This window comes from Methylomagnum ishizawai (assembly GCF_900155475.1).
Taxonomy (GTDB): Bacteria; Pseudomonadota; Gammaproteobacteria; order Methylococcales; family Methylococcaceae; genus Methylomagnum; species Methylomagnum ishizawai_A.
This window is the reverse complement of sequence record NZ_FXAM01000001.1, coordinates 3,626,282-3,642,195: the sequence shown is the minus strand read 5'-3', so window position 1 is coordinate 3,642,195 and position 15,914 is coordinate 3,626,282. Positions and strand designations below refer to the sequence as shown.

Genomic DNA, 15,914 nt, shown 5'->3' with positions numbered 1-15,914 from the left:
CCCAGGGTTTCAAACCAAGCCGCCGATGCCCTGTTGCCCACAAATCTCCAGCCAATAGGCCTTGTCCCATTTCTCCCAGGCATGGACGCCCATGGGCAGGCGTCCGGCGATTTCGACGAACCGGCGGGGTTCGCATTCCACCGAGAACCGCGCCGCCACCGTGATATTCGGCACCAGGAAGCGTTCGGACACCAGCCCGGCCAGGGAATAGAAGGCATCCTCCACCACGGCGTCATAGCGCCGTTTCAGCCAATCGAGTTCTTCCAGCACCGCCAGGAACGCCGCCACCCGCCGCAAGGACAACCCGCCATTCCCGACCACCACCGGGTAGCCCATGCCGTCGTAGGGGCTGCCCAGCGGCGGGAATTGATAGGTCCAGACATGGGCCCAGGGCGCGCCGATATAGTCGTAGGGCGTCGCGGCCCAGTCGGCGAGCTCGTCCCGGAACACGATGCAATCCTGTTGCAGGATGAGGATATGGCTGTAATGGGCGAAAGCCCGGTAGAACTCCTGGGACAGCAGCAGGTCGCTATAGGCCTGGGGCGAGGCGAAGCAGTGCGCGGGGAAGAAGGCGTATTTCGCCGCCGGGAACTGTTCCAGGTAGAAATCCAGCGCCAGCCCACCCGGTCCCACCAGGAAAGTGTCGTGCCCGCGCAGCACGGCGTGGGAATGCTTGAGGCAGGCCAGTTCGTTGTCACTGAGCCTGGGTTTGTAAATCGGCGTCAGCACGGCGATGTTCACGGCCTTGCCCCGGCAGGTCCGAATTCCGCGGCCAGCAATTCCTGTAGTTTTTGGACTGGCTTGGCATAGCGGCGGGCGATGGCGTGGTTGCGCAGCAGGGCGGGCATCCTGCGCCAATAATCGGCGGGGTCGAGTCCGGCCAGCGCTTGGTTGACCTGCCCGATATCCCGCACCGGGATGACGCCGTCCATGTCGAAGATTTCGGCGATCTTGCCGGTGCCGTAGTAGAGCGGCACGCTGAAGTTGATGAAGCAGTCGATCAGCTTTTCCGTGAAGTAATAATCGGCGTCGGTGTTCTCGATGGCGAGGTTGTACATGCTGGCGTAGACCGGGACTTTCGAGTCGCCCAACCCCTGCACCAGATATTGCCCGAGCCGTTCCCGCTCTTGGATTTGCGGGATGTCTTCCGGGGCCAGCCGTATGCCCTTGCGCGACAGCCAGAGCTTGAAGGGTGGCCCACCGGTTTCCGCCCCGGTCGCGATGGCGCGGCGCAGGGCGTAGCCTTCCAGGCCATCGTCGCAGCCGGTGGAGAGGATGAAGCTCACGCTGAAATCCTTGGCGGCGGGTGGATCGTCGTAGCCGCACCAGCACGAGCCGAATTCCAAGAGCCGCACATTCGGCAAATCGGCCAATTCCCGCTGATAGGTCACGATCAGGTCGAATTGGTGGTGGTGTTCGCGCACCCAGGCGGCGCTGGCCATGCGGCTGGGCGGTTCGGTGAAGATCAACAACACCCGCTTGGCCCCGGCGGCAGGGGTTTCCGTGCGCGGGAAAAAGGCGTGCAATTCGCAGGAAAAGGGCAGGTCCATCGCCAGCCAATCGACGCCGAAGGTCTGGGCCGGGATAGGTGCGCCCTCGCCACCCCGCGCCTGGGCCGAACGCGCCCGCATCAGGCCCAGGTTGGTGGCGGCGGCTGCGAAATCGGGCTTGAGTTCCAGCGCCCTCAGATAGCTGCGCTCGGCTCCGGCGGCGTCCCCGGCCTGGGCCAAGGCCACTCCGTGGTTGAAATGGATGGCGTAGCCGAGTTCCTGTTGCGGGTTGTGTTGCAGCCACAGTTGGTAAAGCGCGGCGACATGGGCGAAATCGTCCTGGGCGCTGAGGCATTCGGCATCGCCGATCAAGGCGACCAGGTCCAGCCGGGCCAGATAATTCAGGTAGCGCCCGCCCCCGGCCAGCATTTCGGCCAGCGCCCTGGCCCAGACGCGGCCGGCCCAGCCTTGGATTTCGCCGGGATAGAGGTCGGGATGGTTCAATACGATCCGTGCCCAGAGTTCCTCGAAATGGGCGCGTTGCACCTGGATCATGCTGCCGGCCAGCTTGGCCCGGTAATAGAACAACACTGCGGGAATCCTGTGGCCGAAATAGCCGAGCTTGCCGCAGTGAATCCAGAACTCCCAATCCTCCATGCCCCAGACCATATTGGCCTTATAGCCCCCGGTCGCGGTCCAGGCCGCTTTGCGGTAGAGGGCGGTGGCGGTGTGCAGGCATTTCTGGGTGCTGAGTACGGTGAAATCGTATTCGGGGGTCTGCTGGACGAAATCGACATCGCCGAAGTGCTGGTAATCGGTATAGGCGATGGCGAGGTCCGGGCGCGATTCCAGCAGATCGACGCATTTGGCCAACATCTCGGGATGGATTTTGTCGTCGGCGTCCAAGGGCAGGATATAGCGGCCCCTGGCCTGGGCGATCCCGGCGTTGCGGGCACGCGATAGCCCGCCGTTGGCTTGCTCGACCAGGAAGATGGGCAGGGACGGGAATTCGGCGATCAAGGCTTGGGCCACGGCCCGGGTGTCGTCCGGGCTGCCGTCGTTGACGATCACGATCTCGCGTTGGGGATAGCTTTGCGCGGCCACGCTCTCGACCGCCTCGCGCAGGTATTGGGCTTGGTTGTAGCAAGGAATCACCACCGAGACCAAGGGCGGCTGGGAGGATGCGGGATTCATCGGGTTGGGTTTATCCATGGCGGAAGTTCAAGGGGCCGGCAGCAAGGCGAGGTTGTTGCGGGCGGGCGCGAAACCGGGGTTGTTCTCCAGCGCCTGCCGGTAGGCCCGGGCCGCGCCCGCTGGATCGTCCAATTGTTGGAGCGCCACCCCGAGGTTGAACTGGACCGCGTAGGCCAAGGGCGAAGCCGCGGAACGGAACCACAGCCAACGCCGGTAATGCGCCACCGCCGCGGCCAAGCCTTCGGTCGCGGTCAGCCGCTCGGCTTCGGCGATCACGGCCAGGACTTCCTGCTTGCCGCCCTGGGAGGGTGGTTCCGCCAGCAGGGCTTCGGCTTGGGCCAGCATGGACGGGTCGTACAGCGCCCGATGGTTCAGTACCAACCGCGCCCTGGATTCGGTCTCGCGCTGTGGCGATCCGGCGACCCTATCGGCCTCCCCGGTTCGGCGGAACAGCAGCGCTTCGGGGAGGTGTCGCCCCCGGTAGCCGTGCCCGGCGCAGGAAAGCCAGAAATCCCAATCCGCGTAGTCCTGGGCCATATCGAGGTTATAACCACCCGCCGTTGCCCACATTTCCCGCCGGTACAGGGCGCAATAGGGATAAGGGTGGGTCAAAGGCGGGTTTCCGGCGCTGGGGCCCCAGGTTTCGATATAGCGGGAGGCGGTGCCGAATTCCTGAATATCGCTATAGGCGATGGCGAAGGGTTCTGCTTGCAATAGCCCGGACAGTTTTTCGAGCGCCCTGGGGTGTAATTTATCGCCGCAATTGACTGGAAGGATATATTTTCCCAGCGCCGCTTGGATGCCCGCATTACGGCTTTCCGACCAGCCCAGTCCCGCCGTCGCGATGACCCGGATGGCCCGGCCTGGAAAATAGGCCAGCACCTCGTCGATACTATGATCGGTATCCTTGGAGCCAGGGTCGCCAACCAGGATGATTTCCCAGTCCGTGCAGGTTTGGCCGACAAGGCTGTCGAGGGTTTCCAATAATTTATCGGTGTATGGGCCGAGGGATACCACGATACTGATCAAGTTTTCCCGGTCTTGCGGTTTGGCTTCCGGGCACAAGTAATTATCACTCACGCCATCGATGGCCGCTGGATCGGGAAACCCGGTATATCCAGGCCGGGGCGTTTGGATGGCATGGATGAATTTTTCGTATCTCAACGCCTTGCCGGGCGCAACCTCGCCGAGCAGCCGGAGGAATATCGCCAGGATTTCCGGGTAAGACCATTCGCTTTGCAGGAATAAAGTCATGATTTCCCGTTTGATTCCAGCGGAAACCGGTGCGCTTTCAAAGCGTTCCCGTTTGCTGAGGCAGGATTCATAGCGGAACAAGCCCATGTTTTGCGCGATCAAGGCTTTGATGAGGGGCTCCCGTTCCTGGGGCGTGCCGGGGAAATAGCCGCTGTACAGGAAACTGGATAATTCCACCGCCCAATGCAGTTTATGGAAAGCCACGAACCAAAATGGCAGGCCACCGTTCCGATACTGCCTGCCGTCCGCTTCGGTGGCCGAGTCTATATTCATCCAGCGCTGGGAATCGTAAAGATAAAAGCCATTATCGGCATAGAAACAAGGGCACCAGGCGCGGGCGAAATATTCAAAGCTCCAGTCCAAGAAGCTCCCGATCATGGGATGGTATCTTTGATAATTGAGGAAGGCGGCGAGCAAGCGCTTCGGGACCACCGAATAGGTCAGCACCGGCATTATTTTGGATTCGAAATGGCCGATGACCCTGTGGGTCCATTCCGGGGCAGCGGGCTCTTGAATCCTTTGGGTGGGATAAAGTTGGCCTTGGCCTATATATTGGTAGAGGGCGGGCATGACACAAATCTCGTGTTCCACGCCCATAATGAGTTTGATCGCAGCGTCTATGAAATCGGGGTCGAGATAATCGTCGTCGGCGCAGGCGAGGATATAATCCCCGGACGCGATATCGATGATGGTTTTATAATTCTCATGCGGCGGTAGATGGTCCGGGTTCTTGACGACTTTCAGCCGGGGCGCGATCCCGAGCAGAATATCCAAGACTTTTTGCTTATGCGGATCGCCGCTGTTGTCCGCGACCAGTACCTCGACCCGCTCGTTGCGCAGCGCCGCCAAGCGGCTGATGATGGGCATCGCCTCCAGGCAGTTCCGGTGCGAAGGGACCAGTACGGACAAGAGCGGTTTGCGGGGTTCTTGGGCTTCGGCCATGGGTTCACTCGCGGGGGATCGCATAGGCCACGGCTCCGGTGCCGCACCAGCCATGCAAGCGCAGATAAAAACGATAATTTCCCAGCCCTTCCATCAGCAGGGCAGGGATGCGCCACAGTCCGTCGCGGCTGTGGTAGACCGTCACCGCAAGTTTAGGCCGGTTTCGGCGGAGGAAGTCCAGGCCGCCCGCCAGCGCGGCCAGTTCGCCACCTTCGAGATGGAGCTTGGCGAAGGTGCAAGGGAGGTCCAGGCCGTCCAGGGCGCGGACGCAGGTCGTGCCCGCAGCGCCCGCCATCAATCGGGAAGCCATGCCATGGCCTTGGGCGAAGGCGCATGCCCCGTCTTCCGCGCCGAGCGCGTATTCCAGCACCCGGACCCGCGCCGCCAACTCGGCGGGCAATCCGGCCACCCATCCACGCAAGCGCCGGGCGTTATCCGGGTCCGGTTCGATGGCCGTGAGGGTTTGGCAAGCGCCGCCGGTCCTGCGTAGGAACTGCTGGCTGGCCGTCCCGTCCCAAGCGCCCGCGTCGAGGCAATGTTCCTGCGGACCCAAGGCGGCGAGCATGGGCGGGATGAAATAGCGGTCGTCAAGTTGGACGGGTGCGCCGTCGAAAGTCCATTCCTGGCGTAAGCAGCGCCAGGCCAGGATTTGCAGATGGGCGGCGCGGGAGGTGTCGTCTTCCCACTGTGCCAAAACCGGCACGATACACGCCCGGTCCATCGCCGACAGCGGTCCCGCGAACCAACCATTGCCCATCGGCAGGCGGTCGGCATAAGCCTCCAACACATCATAGACGGGCCGGATGCGCCGCCAACCGGATGCCGCCAGGACATCATGGAGGGGTCGATAGGGCGCGGTCACGACGCAGACCGCGAGCAGAACGCTGGACTTGTGCCGGGAAGGCACTTGGTCCGGGGTCAGCACCGGAATCCGCCCGCCGAGCAAACCGGAAGGCGGCGGCGCACGGTCCACGGCATAGGCGATGTCGATGCCCAGCGCGGCGAACATATCGGCGGCCAGTTCCCCCAGTTTGCCGGCCCCGTATAGCACCAAGGGCCGGTCTACCGGACAGGGGCCAAGTCCGGGCGGCGGCGCGGGCAGGCGTTCCAGTAGCCCGAGGGCGGCCGACGGCGTGGGCAAGGCGGTCAGGTTCATCGGCTGGCTTCCAGCCGTCCGGCCCAGCGGGCCAAACGGGGGTCTTGGGGGAAACAATCGCGGTAATGGAAAACCGAGCTTTTGGTCCGCTCGTACAGGCAATGGGGACCGGGAGGCAGGGGTTCGGTGGTGGCTCCGTCGGGGAAGCGCCAAGCCTCCCTGCCCTGGCAGGCGCGGAACCAGTCGGCGGGTTCCGCGCCGAACACGGCTTTGAAATCGAAGCCGCGCTTGGGTTCGGCCAGCAGGGTTTGGTAATGGGCATGGAGCCGGTCCGCCGTGCGGCCCACCGCGAAATCCTGGCGGATGGCGCGGGCGGCGTTGGCGGACAGGCGCTGTCTTGCCTCGGGGTTTTCGGCCAAATACTGGATGGCGTCGGCGAAGGCGCGGGGCGAATCCACGATCAGGCCGGTTTCGCCCTGGCGGACCAGATGCCGCTCGGCGGGATTGTCGAGGACCACCGGGACCACGCCCATGGCCATCGCTTCCAAGAGGGCGTTCTCGGTCGTGCCGTAATGCCGGGGGTTGAGTGGATAAGCCAGAATATCGAAGGTCGCCAGTTCCGCCACGACCTGGGTGGAATAGCCGAGTGGATGGAGCCGCCCGGCCAGCCCCCGCGCTTTGGCTGCGGCCATGAGCGCGTCCGCCGGGGTCGGATCGCCCACCATGGCTAGGCGGAAACCGGGCAGGCGCACCGCCGCGAGGTAATCCAACAGGTCCGGGTGCAGTTTGGCGTAGTTCAGCGTGCCGACATAGCCGACCTTGACCGGGGCGGCGGGGTCGCGCCGGGGCGGTGGCGGCAGGTCGTCGAAGCCGCCGGAACTGAACACCGCGCCGATCCGTCGCCGGGCTTCCCCGTCCAACGCGGCGAGGCGGGGATGTTCCCAGGAGCAGGGCGAGGTGAACAGGAAACGGTGGGGTAGGGCCGCGAATTCGGGCGGAATCTCGGGCGGACTCAGCCCCGATACATGGCTCCAGACCACCAGTCGCATGGCGGGCCAAGGATCGCCACCCATCCAGGCCGCGACTTTGGGATGATGCCACCATTCCAGTTGCACGATATCGGCGGCGGCGATCCGCGCGGCCAGCGCGGCGGGGTCGGGACAGACCAGCACTTCGGCCCCATGAGCCTGGGCATGGTCCACGAACTGGGATTTTTCAGGGGCTTCCAGGCAGGCGATGACATGGGTCCAACCCTCCCCGCGCCGGGCCGATTCCGCCGTCAGCCGCGACAGCACCTTGCCCACCCCGCCGCCCAGGTGGGCAGTGATATGGAGGATGCGGCAGGGCGGCATGGCGGCGGACCGGGAAGGGGTTAATGGACGGGTAGGTCGAACGCCTGGGCGTAGCTTTTCCAGGTGGGATCGGTCTCGACGATGTGGAAGTAGTGTTCGAGCGCGTCCCCGCCGTCGTCCGCCGCCATGGCGCGTTGCGCCTGGGCCAGGTAATAGTAGGCGAAGGCGTGGTTGCCATAGCGCTGGATCACGTCCTCGAAACAGCGGGCCGCTACCGCGTAATCGCCCGCCGACATCCGGTGGTTGTAGACGAAGTTCACTTCCAGGTTCATCAAATAGGTCTTGCGCATGATGTGGTCGGGGTCGGTACCGGGTACCCGGATGATGTACTGGTTCAGGTCGATATCGCCGATGCCGAGGTTCTTGTCGATCCAGCCGTTTTCGACGCACAGGTGGTAAAGCTGAGTGCCGCGCAGCGGGGTCGCCAGACTGAAGCTGCCCCAGTCCAGCCCGACCTCCTTGATGAAGCGGACGGTTTCGTCGCGGTGTTCCTCCAGTTCGCCCGGCAGGCCGCTGACGAAGAAGCCCTGCACGAACAAGCCGCGCTTCTTCAGCGTATCGACGATGCCCTTGAGCTTGTCCAGGCGCAGGGGCTTGTGGATGATGTGCTTGAGGACGTGGTCCGAACCCGATTCGATGGCCAGGGGCACGGTGTCCATGCCCGCCCCTTTCATCAGCATGGCCATTTCGTCGTCGATGAAGGCGGCGGTGAGTCCGTTGGGCGTTTCCACCCGCAGCCCGAACGGTGCCAAGCGGCGGAACAATTCCTTGGCCCGGTCCCGTTCCAGCAAGAGCTGGTCGTCATAGAACGTCAGGACGTTCATGCCGTAGCGCTCGACCAACTGGCCGACATGGGCGATCACCGCATCGACGCTGGCATAGCGCATGTTCTTGCCGTGGAAGGAAGGCTCGGCGCAGAAGACGCATTTGAATGGGCAGCCCCTGGAGGTCACGATGAAGAATTGCCGGTTCTCATGGTCGTCCCCGTAGGAGGAGAACGGCGAGAACGCCTCTTTCATCCCGTATTTCCAGTATTCGATCAGGCCGTAATCGATGTCGATCAGTTCGTCCAGGTCGTTCAGATAATCGGCAACCGGCGGCACCCGTTGATCGAGCTTGTGGCGGGTGACCCAGGCGGGATGGCGGGCCAGTTCGGCCCTGGGTTCGGGCGCGTTCACCAAACGCAGCAGGGCCGCTTCCCCCTCGGCGTAGCAGACCGCGTCGATATCGGGCTGCTCGCGGGGGATGGCTTCCCAGGAGGTGGTGGCCGCCGCTCCGCCCAGCAGGATCAAGGTTTCGGGCGACAGTTTCCGGGCCGCGCCCGCGATCTCGGCCACGTAGCGGTAGGAAATATCGAACATCAGCGACAGGCCGACGACATCCGGGGTCCGCTGGGCCAGGGTTTGCGCCAGGGCGCTATGCCATTCGTCCCGGTCGTAGAGGTTCATGTCGAAGATGCGGATGTCCAGCGGGCGGCGGCTGTGCTTCTTGAGGTAGGAGGCGATGGACAGCACGCCGTAGGGCATCGCGGTGAAACTCCGCGTCTTGCTGGATTTCGCCTCGTTGGCATAGACACGGTAGGGCAGGATCACGAACAGCAGGCTGAATTCGCGCTCCTGTCCGGCTTGATGGGGGATGTTCACGGTTTCCGCGGTCATGATGTTCCGGCCTCCGGGTTGCGTCGATCCACAGTGATGGGCTAAGCCTAGGCCACTTTTCCCAACGGGGGGCGGGTGCCCGGATCGATCCGCTCCAGGAGTTGCCAGCGATAGGGATCGATGTTGTCGGGCAGGCAATGGCTCAATTGGCCGCAGGCGGCGCAAGTGGGGTCGTCCTTGCGGCAGCCGCTCAAATGGGCGATGCGGTGGCGGCGCATGGCTTCACCATTCCAGATGGCTTTCAGGGATTCGGTGCGGACATCGCCGATGGAAAGCTTGCGCGCCCAGTCCAGGAAACATAGGCTGACGCTGCCGTCGGTGTTGACGGCCATGGAATAAAAGATATACGGGCAGGTTTCGATATCGTGGATGGTGTTGCCGTAGATGCCTTCGGTGATTTCGATCCCGGTGCGTTCCTCCACGTCGAAGCTGGGCCAGCAGGGCGCGAAGTTTTCGATGAACACCCGGTCGGCGATCTCGCCGAAGATGTCGTAGAAGCGCTGTTTGTCCGTCTCGCCGAGGATATCGCCCGGAATCTTGACGCAGATTTCGCAATCGCCCTTGCGCTGGTAAAGCTGGCGGATGTTATCGACGAAGCGGTCGAAATCCACCCGCGTCTGGGTGAATTCCCAATATTGCGCGCTGGACATGCCATCGACGGAGATGTTGATGCGGTCGATGCCGGCGTCCAGGATCGGTCCCACCCGGTCCGGCGTCAGCAAATAGCCGTTGGTGGTGGTGTCGATGTATTGCACATGGCCGCTGCGCTTGGCGTAGCCGACCATATCGGCGAAGCGGGTATGCAGCAAGGGTTCGCCTTCCTTGTAGAGGCGCAGCACTTTCAACGGCTGGTCGAATTCGCCCAGGTCGTCGATGAGCTTGCGGTAGACCTCGAAGTCCAGCCGCCCTTGCCAGCGTCCGGTCGAGCGGATCAGTTCCCGATCTCCGGTGGGGCAGAATTTGCACTGGAAATTGCAGGTGTTCACGGGGTCCACGAACAGCACGAAGGGCGTGGACAGGGGGATCACTTCTTGCAACGGGGTGCGGTTGTCCAGGTTGATCCTGGGTTTGACCTGGGCCTTCATTCGGAACCTCCTTGGAGCATCAGCCGGGAGCGGCATAGCAAACGGTTTCCCACAGGGTGTGGGTGGAATGGTGCCTGAGGTATATCCGGTATCCCGCATGAAGGTCATAGAGCGACAACGGAATATCCAACAGGTGTCGGGTTTCATGGTAGACACAGATCGCCAGCTTGGGATGCCACTGGCCCATGAGGCTCCGCGCTCCTTGCAGGGCGTCCGGTTCCGCGCCCTCGATGTCCATTTTCACGAAATGCACTTCCCGGCCTGCCAATGCCGAATCGAGCGTCACCCGGCGCACCGGGGCGCTGGTTCCGTCGGCGCGGCAGTTGTTGAAATCGGGTTCGGCGCACCAACCGTCCGCGTCGCCCACCAGCGCATGGTGTAGCTGGACATTCTCCAGGCCGTAATCGCGCACCGTCCGCCGCAACCGGGCCAGATTGTCCGCGTCGGCTTCGAAGGCGTGGATGCCCGGCACTTTCCGTCCCGCCGCGTGCATGAAGGCGTGCCCCCCCACCACGAAATCGCCGTCGAAAGCGCCACAATCCACCCAGGTTTCGCCGTCCGCGAAATCCAGGAGATCGGCCTGGAAATATTGCGGGGCGCTGGCGACCTGATGCAGGAAGGGGCTGCCGACCATCTCGAAATGGATGTCCTGGAACAGCCGCGCCTTGCCAGCCGCCAGCAGAACCCGGCGGGAATGATCGTCCGCGAGCGCTGGCCAGAGCCGTTCCAGGTCCGCCCCGGCCTGCAGCAAATGCCAACCCGGCAAATAGCCGACTTGGCCGTCGCGTTCGGCGAACAGGCAGGGGAGGCCGTGCGCGGCCAGTTCCGCCGCGATCCCGCCGTTAATCATCGCCGCCACCACCACCCGTGGCGTGGGGCGGTGTTCCCAGAGCGCGGCCACGGGCGCGATGGGGATGCCCAATAGTGCCTTGCCCCAGAACTTGGGGTTGTTGTCCACGCAGAACGCGGGCCGGATGCCCAAGGGCAGCCAGTGTGCCAGCACCGATTGGGCGAACCGGCCCGCGCCGTACAGCGCGAGCGGTAAATCCCCGCCCAGGAGTTCGCTCGGGTCCACCGTACCGTCCGCCGCCCAGGGATGCAGGGCTGCGGCGGCGCGGGCCACGGCCAGCAAACCTGCGGGCGTGTCGGCCTTGCAAATCTCGGGAAACAGGCGGGCGCGGTAATCCTGGTTCATGGCGGGCTTTCCTGGCGGCGGAGCCGGGACAACCCTGTCGCCAGATCGATTTCCGGCCACCATCCGGGCAAGATTGCGGTGTTTTCCCAAGGCTCGAACACCTCGCGCTCCCGGTAGGGCCGTGCGCCCCAGGCCACGCGGACGGGATGCGCCGGGTCGGCGGCGTTGAAGGCGTCCACCAGTGCGCGCAGCGATACCGCGCCCTTGGAGGGTAGACGGTAGACCCGCCGCTCGCCCGCTCCGAAGTGCCGTACTTGCTCGCAAGCCAGCGCGAAACCCCGTGCGAGGTCGTCGATATGGACCAGATGGAGGCGTTGATTTCCTTGTGACATGGCCAGTGTATCGGTCGATCCGGCGTAGAACTTTAGTAAATCGATCAACTTTTTCCGGGGGTCGCCCTCGCCATAGCTGTCGTAGAGGTGCAGTTCCAGGAGCTTCATTCCCAGGGCGTCCAGATAGTATTCGGCCAGGGTGGAGAAGGCTTGCTTGGTCGCGGCATAGAGGTTGGCGGGCCGGTAGTCGGCGTTTTCGTAGTGCTGCCAGGCAGTCCCGGCATAGACCATCGCGCCGCAACCGCTGTCCCGCATGGCGTCCAGCAGATAAGCCCCGTATTGGAGGTTCGCCGTCACCAAGGAGCCGACCTCTTCGTAGCGGTGTTCGGCGATATAGAGCGCCGCCAGATGGACCACCACCTCGGGCCGGAACTCCGCCAAGGCGGCGCGGAACCCCAGGCCGTCCGGGCCGACGCTCCAGGTGCGGGTGTTCCTGGGCGGCTCGGCGCTCCTCGAAGCGCAGCCGACCTCGTGTCCCAGGCCGAGCAGGTGGGGCACCAGATGGGAACCGATAAAGCCGGTCGCGCCGGTCACGAAAATCTTCATGGCGGCGTGAATACGAAGGGGCTGACGTAGTCCGCGAAGGGTGGATGCCCTTGGTCGCGCTCCGACAGGATGGGTTTGGCGGTGTGCCAGGGGATACCGGCGGAATCCCAGCGCAGTCCGCTATCGTGCGCCGGGGAATACGGGCGACTGGTCTGGTAGACCACCACGGCGGTTTCATCGAGGACGCAGAAGCCATGGGCCAGACCGCTCGGCAGATAGAGCATATTGCCCAGTTCGGCGGAGAGTTCCAGGGTCAGGCTGCGGCCATAGGTCGGCGAACCCCGGCGGATATCCAGCGCCGCGTCTTGTATCCTGCCCGCCACGCAAAACACCAGTTTGGCATGGTCCATGGGGGGCACCTGGAAATGCAGGCCACGGATGACCCCGGCCTTGGAGACCGAGTAATACTCTTCCGGGTATTCGGTCGCCAGCCCCAAGGCGGCGAAAGCCCCGGCATGGAACACCTTGACGAAGCGCCCGCGTCCATCGCCGATGATCCGTGGCCTGAGTTCGAGGCAGCCGGGCAGGGCGGTCGCCCGCGCCTCGAACAAGCCCGCCGGATCGGAGCGCGTGGCGCTCATGGTCCGGCCCCTTCCGTCCGCTTGAAGAAAGCGGCCAGGGTATCGCAGGCGAAGTCCAGTTGATCCCGGTCGAGGCCGGGATAGACGCCGATCCAAAAAGTGTCGTGCATGATCCGGTCGGTGTTGGCGAGATCGCCGCATATCCGGTAGTCGCGTCCCGCCATATAGGGTTGCCGGGTCAAATTGCCGGCGAACAACAAACGGGTGCCGATGCGGTGGCGGTCGAGGTGGCGCAGCAGTTCCAGGCGTCCGCCTTGGCGCAGGGTGATGGGAAAACCGAACCAGGCCGGGTCGCTGCCCGGTGTGGCTTCGGGCAGGATCAGGAATTCTTCCAGTTCGCGCAGCCGGGTTTTGAGATGGGTGAAGTTATCCTTGCGGGCCTGGATGAACCCGTTCAGCCGGTCCATCTGGGCCAGGGCGCACGCGGCCTGCATATCGCTGATCTTGAGGTTATAGCCCAGGTGGGAATAGGTGTATTTGTGGTCGTAGCCGGGGGGCAGGTCGCCCAGTTGCCAGCAAAAGCGCTTGCCGCAGGTGTTGTCCTGGCCGGGGGCGCAGAAGCAATCCCGGCCCCAGTCGCGGAAGGATTCCAGGATGGGTTTCAGCTTGCCGCTTTGGGTGAATACCGCCCCGCCTTCGCCCATGGTGATGTGATGGGCGGGATAGAAGCTCAAGGTGCCGACCGCGCCGAAAGTCCCGACCGGATGGCCCCGGTAGGTCGAACCCAGGGCGTCGCAGCAATCCTCGATCAACCAGAGGCCGTGCTTTTCGGCCAGCGCGGCGATGGCGTCCAGGTCGAATGGGTTGCCCAGGGTATGGGCCAGCATGATGGCCTTGGTCTTGGGTCCGATGGCGGCTTCGACCTGGGCGGGATGGGCGTTGTAGGTGGGAAGCTCCACATCCACGAATATCGGCACCGCACCCGCTTGCAGGATGGGGTTGACCGTGGTCGGGAAGGCGGCGGCGACGCCGATGACTTCGTCGCCGGGGCGGATGGCGCGTTCGCCCAGTTTGGGCGAGGTCAGGGCCGAGAACGCCAGCAGGTTGGCGGATGAACCGGAATTGACGGTGAGGACGTGTTTCGCGCCCAGGAAACGGCCCAGGCGTTGCTCGAAAGCGGCGTTGAAGCGGCCCGTGGTCAGCCAGCCATCCAGCGCGGCCTCGACCATGGCCTGCATCTCGGGGGCACCGATCACCTTGCCGGACGGCGGTACCGGCGTCCGGCCCGGCACGAACGCCGCCGGGGCTTCGGCGGCGGCGTAGCGGGCGACCAGTTCAAGAATTTGCTGCCTGATCCCAGCTTTGCTCGCGGTCATCGTCTTCCTGCATGTAGGTGTCGATCTGGCGCAGGCTCAGGCTGCGGGGGTCGGCTCCCGACCAGTGGCCCGTGTGCCATTCGGTCACGGCGTCGAGCGCCCGTGCCAGGTGCCAGCGCGGTTGCCAGCCCAGGCGGTCCGCCGCTTTTTCGCAGTCCAGCCGGAGGTGGGTGGCTTCGTGGGGCTGGGGGTGGGCATCGAATTCCCAGCGCAGCCGGTCTGGCCATACGGTCCGCAGCCGTTCCACGATCCAGCGCACCGGCTTGGCATCGGATTTGGCCGGGCCGAAATTCCAGGCTTCGGCGAAGGCCGCGCCGTCCTGGTACAGCCGCTCCGCCAGGGTCAGATAGCCGCCCAGGGGTTCGAGGACGTGTTGCCAAGGCCGGATGGCGGCGGGATTGCGGATTTTGAGGATTTTCCCGGCCTCGATATGGCGCAGGATGTCGGGAATCAGCCGGTCTTCGGCCCAGTCGCCGCCGCCGATGACATTGCCGGCCCTTGCGGTGGCGAGGGCCGCCGGATGTCCGCCCGGCCCGAAATAGGATTGGCGGAAAGCCGCCGTCACCAGTTCGGCGCAGCCTTTGCTGCTGCTATAGGGATCGCGGCCACCCATGGCTTCGTTCTCGCGGTAGCCCCAGGACCATTCCCGGTTCTCGTAGCATTTGTCGCTGGTGACATTGACCAGCGCCCGCACCGAGGCCACGCCGCGCACCGCTTGCAGCAGGTGGACCGTGCCCATGATATTGGTGGAATAGGTCTCGACCGGATGGGCGTAGGCATGGCGGACCAGGGGTTGCGCCGCCATATGGATGACGATCTCGGGCCGGGCCAGGCGCAAGGCGCGTTCCAGGGCGTCGTCGTCGCGGATATCGCCTTCGATGGAATGCATATCGCGGGCGACATTGGCTAGCTCGAACAAGCTAGGCTCGGTCGGCGGCGACAGGGCGTAGCCGACCACTTCCGCCCCCATCCGCTGTAGCCACAGGCAAAGCCAAGCCCCTTTGAAACCGGTGTGCCCGGTCACGAAGACTGTTTTGCCGCGCCAGAAATCGGGAGTCATGACCATACCTTCCACGGGGCTTTGCCCGTTTGCCAGAGTTCTTCCAATAGGATTTTGTCGCGCAAGGTGTCCATCGGCTGCCAGAATCCCACATGGCGGTGGGCTTGCAATTGGCCTTCCCGCGCCAGTTGTTCCAGGGGTTGGCGTTCCCAGGAGGTGTCGTCGCCCTCGATGAAATCGACCGCGCCGGGGGCCAGCACGAAGAAGCCGCCGTTGATCCAGCCGCCATCGCCACGGGGTTTTTCCTCGAAGCCCAGCACATCGCCGCCTTCCAGCCGCAAAGCGCCATAGCGCCCCGGTGGTTGCACCGCCGTCACCGTCGCCAGCCGTCCGTGCTTGCGATGGAAATCCACCAAGCCGCCGATATCCACATCGGCCAAGCCATCGCCATAGGTGAAACAGAAATCCTCCGGTCCCAGGTAGCGGCGGACCCGCTTCAAGCGGCCTCCGGTCTGGGTGTCGGGTCCGGTGTCGATCAGGGTGACGCGCCAGGGTTCGGCGTGGCGGTCGTGGATTTCCATGCGGTTCTCGGCCACATCGAAGGTCACGTCCGACATGTGCAGGAAATAATTGGCGAAGTAGTCCTTGATGAGATAGCCCTTGTAGCCCAGGCAGATGATGAAGTCGTTGATTCCGTGGCTGGAATAAATCTTCATGATGTGCCACAGGATGGGCTTGCCGCCGATGGCGATCATCGGTTTGGGCTGTAGGTGGGATTCCTCGGAAATCCGGGTGCCCAGGCCACCCGCCAGGATCACGGCTTTCATGTCACAACCTCCGGGAGGCTTGCCTAGTCGCCATCCCTAGTGTGCG

The 15,914-nt window shown here is 63.8% G+C and carries 13 protein-coding genes; all 13 read right to left on the bottom strand.

The window, feature by feature from the left end:
• Positions 1–9: 9 nt before the first annotated feature.
• From B9N93_RS16285 to rfbF, 13 genes are read right to left on the bottom strand one after another with little or no spacing between them, the layout of a single operon-like run.
• On the bottom strand, positions 10–741 hold the full coding sequence (locus B9N93_RS16285; protein WP_085215311.1) for a DUF5672 family protein: 732 nt from the start codon (positions 739–741) through the stop codon (positions 10–12).
• Positions 738–2,684, bottom strand: coding sequence for a glycosyltransferase family A protein (locus B9N93_RS16280; RefSeq protein WP_176225288.1), 1,947 nt, complete (start codon positions 2,682–2,684; stop codon positions 738–740). The genes B9N93_RS16285 and B9N93_RS16280 overlap by 4 nt, the downstream gene beginning before the upstream one ends.
• Before the next feature lie 27 nt (positions 2,685–2,711).
• Positions 2,712–4,880 (bottom strand): glycosyltransferase, encoded by a 2,169-nt coding sequence (locus B9N93_RS16275; RefSeq protein ID WP_176225287.1) that lies wholly within the window; start codon positions 4,878–4,880, stop codon positions 2,712–2,714.
• A 4-nt stretch (positions 4,881–4,884) separates the two neighbouring features.
• Entirely contained in the window at positions 4,885–6,036 is a 1,152-nt protein-coding gene (locus tag B9N93_RS16270; protein WP_085215308.1) for a hypothetical protein, read from the bottom strand.
• On the bottom strand, positions 6,033–7,328 hold the full coding sequence (locus B9N93_RS16265) for a glycosyltransferase family 4 protein (protein WP_085215307.1): 1,296 nt from the start codon (positions 7,326–7,328) through the stop codon (positions 6,033–6,035). Before B9N93_RS16265 ends, B9N93_RS16270 begins: the two co-directional genes overlap by 4 nt.
• A 20-nt stretch (positions 7,329–7,348) precedes the next feature.
• Entirely contained in the window at positions 7,349–8,986 is a 1,638-nt protein-coding gene (locus tag B9N93_RS16260) for a B12-binding domain-containing radical SAM protein (RefSeq protein WP_085215306.1), read from the bottom strand.
• 47 nt (positions 8,987–9,033) lie between these two features.
• Entirely contained in the window at positions 9,034–10,071 is a 1,038-nt protein-coding gene (locus B9N93_RS16255) for a radical SAM/SPASM domain-containing protein (RefSeq protein WP_085215305.1), read from the bottom strand.
• Between the two features lie 19 nt (positions 10,072–10,090).
• Entirely contained in the window at positions 10,091–11,266 is a 1,176-nt protein-coding gene (locus tag B9N93_RS16250; protein ID WP_085215304.1) for an FkbM family methyltransferase, read from the bottom strand.
• Positions 11,263–12,144 (bottom strand): NAD-dependent epimerase/dehydratase family protein, encoded by an 882-nt coding sequence (locus tag B9N93_RS16245; protein WP_085215303.1) that lies wholly within the window; start codon positions 12,142–12,144, stop codon positions 11,263–11,265. Before B9N93_RS16245 ends, B9N93_RS16250 begins: the two co-directional genes overlap by 4 nt.
• Positions 12,141–12,725: a dTDP-4-dehydrorhamnose 3,5-epimerase family protein gene (locus tag B9N93_RS16240; RefSeq protein WP_085215302.1), complete on the bottom strand. Its 585-nt coding sequence runs from the start codon at positions 12,723–12,725 to the stop codon at positions 12,141–12,143. The genes B9N93_RS16245 and B9N93_RS16240 overlap by 4 nt, the downstream gene beginning before the upstream one ends.
• Entirely contained in the window at positions 12,722–14,041 is a 1,320-nt protein-coding gene (gene rfbH, locus B9N93_RS16235; RefSeq protein WP_085215301.1) for a lipopolysaccharide biosynthesis protein RfbH, read from the bottom strand. Before rfbH ends, B9N93_RS16240 begins: the two co-directional genes overlap by 4 nt.
• Positions 14,001–15,101, bottom strand: a complete 1,101-nt coding sequence (rfbG, locus tag B9N93_RS16230; protein WP_085216303.1) for a CDP-glucose 4,6-dehydratase — start codon at positions 15,099–15,101, stop codon at positions 14,001–14,003. Before rfbG ends, rfbH begins: the two co-directional genes overlap by 41 nt.
• Positions 15,098–15,868: a glucose-1-phosphate cytidylyltransferase gene (gene rfbF, locus B9N93_RS16225; protein ID WP_085215300.1), complete on the bottom strand. Its 771-nt coding sequence runs from the start codon at positions 15,866–15,868 to the stop codon at positions 15,098–15,100. The genes rfbG and rfbF overlap by 4 nt, the downstream gene beginning before the upstream one ends.
• Positions 15,869–15,914: the final 46 nt, after the last annotated feature.

Excerpts from the sequence above, each read along its gene's own strand:
- rfbG (WP_085216303.1), bottom strand. The coding sequence starts at position 15,101 with ATGACTCCCGATTTCTGGCGCGGCAAAACAGTCTTCGTGACCGGGCAC.
- B9N93_RS16240 (WP_085215302.1), bottom strand. The coding sequence starts at position 12,725 with ATGAGCGCCACGCGCTCCGATCCGGCGGGCTTGTTCGAGGCGCGGGCG.
- B9N93_RS16280 (WP_176225288.1), bottom strand. The coding sequence starts at position 2,684 with ATGAATCCCGCATCCTCCCAGCCGCCCTTGGTCTCGGTGGTGATTCCT.
- B9N93_RS16255 (WP_085215305.1), bottom strand. The coding sequence starts at position 10,071 with ATGAAGGCCCAGGTCAAACCCAGGATCAACCTGGACAACCGCACCCCG.
- B9N93_RS16260 (WP_085215306.1), bottom strand. The coding sequence starts at position 8,986 with ATGACCGCGGAAACCGTGAACATCCCCCATCAAGCCGGACAGGAGCGC.
- rfbF (WP_085215300.1), bottom strand. The coding sequence starts at position 15,868 with ATGAAAGCCGTGATCCTGGCGGGTGGCCTGGGCACCCGGATTTCCGAG.
- B9N93_RS16245 (WP_085215303.1), bottom strand. The coding sequence starts at position 12,144 with ATGAAGATTTTCGTGACCGGCGCGACCGGCTTTATCGGTTCCCATCTG.
- rfbH (WP_085215301.1), bottom strand. The coding sequence starts at position 14,041 with ATGACCGCGAGCAAAGCTGGGATCAGGCAGCAAATTCTTGAACTGGTC.
- B9N93_RS16270 (WP_085215308.1), bottom strand. The coding sequence starts at position 6,036 with ATGAACCTGACCGCCTTGCCCACGCCGTCGGCCGCCCTCGGGCTACTG.
- B9N93_RS16275 (WP_176225287.1), bottom strand. The coding sequence starts at position 4,880 with ATGGCCGAAGCCCAAGAACCCCGCAAACCGCTCTTGTCCGTACTGGTC.
- B9N93_RS16265 (WP_085215307.1), bottom strand. The coding sequence starts at position 7,328 with ATGCCGCCCTGCCGCATCCTCCATATCACTGCCCACCTGGGCGGCGGG.
- B9N93_RS16250 (WP_085215304.1), bottom strand. The coding sequence starts at position 11,266 with ATGAACCAGGATTACCGCGCCCGCCTGTTTCCCGAGATTTGCAAGGCC.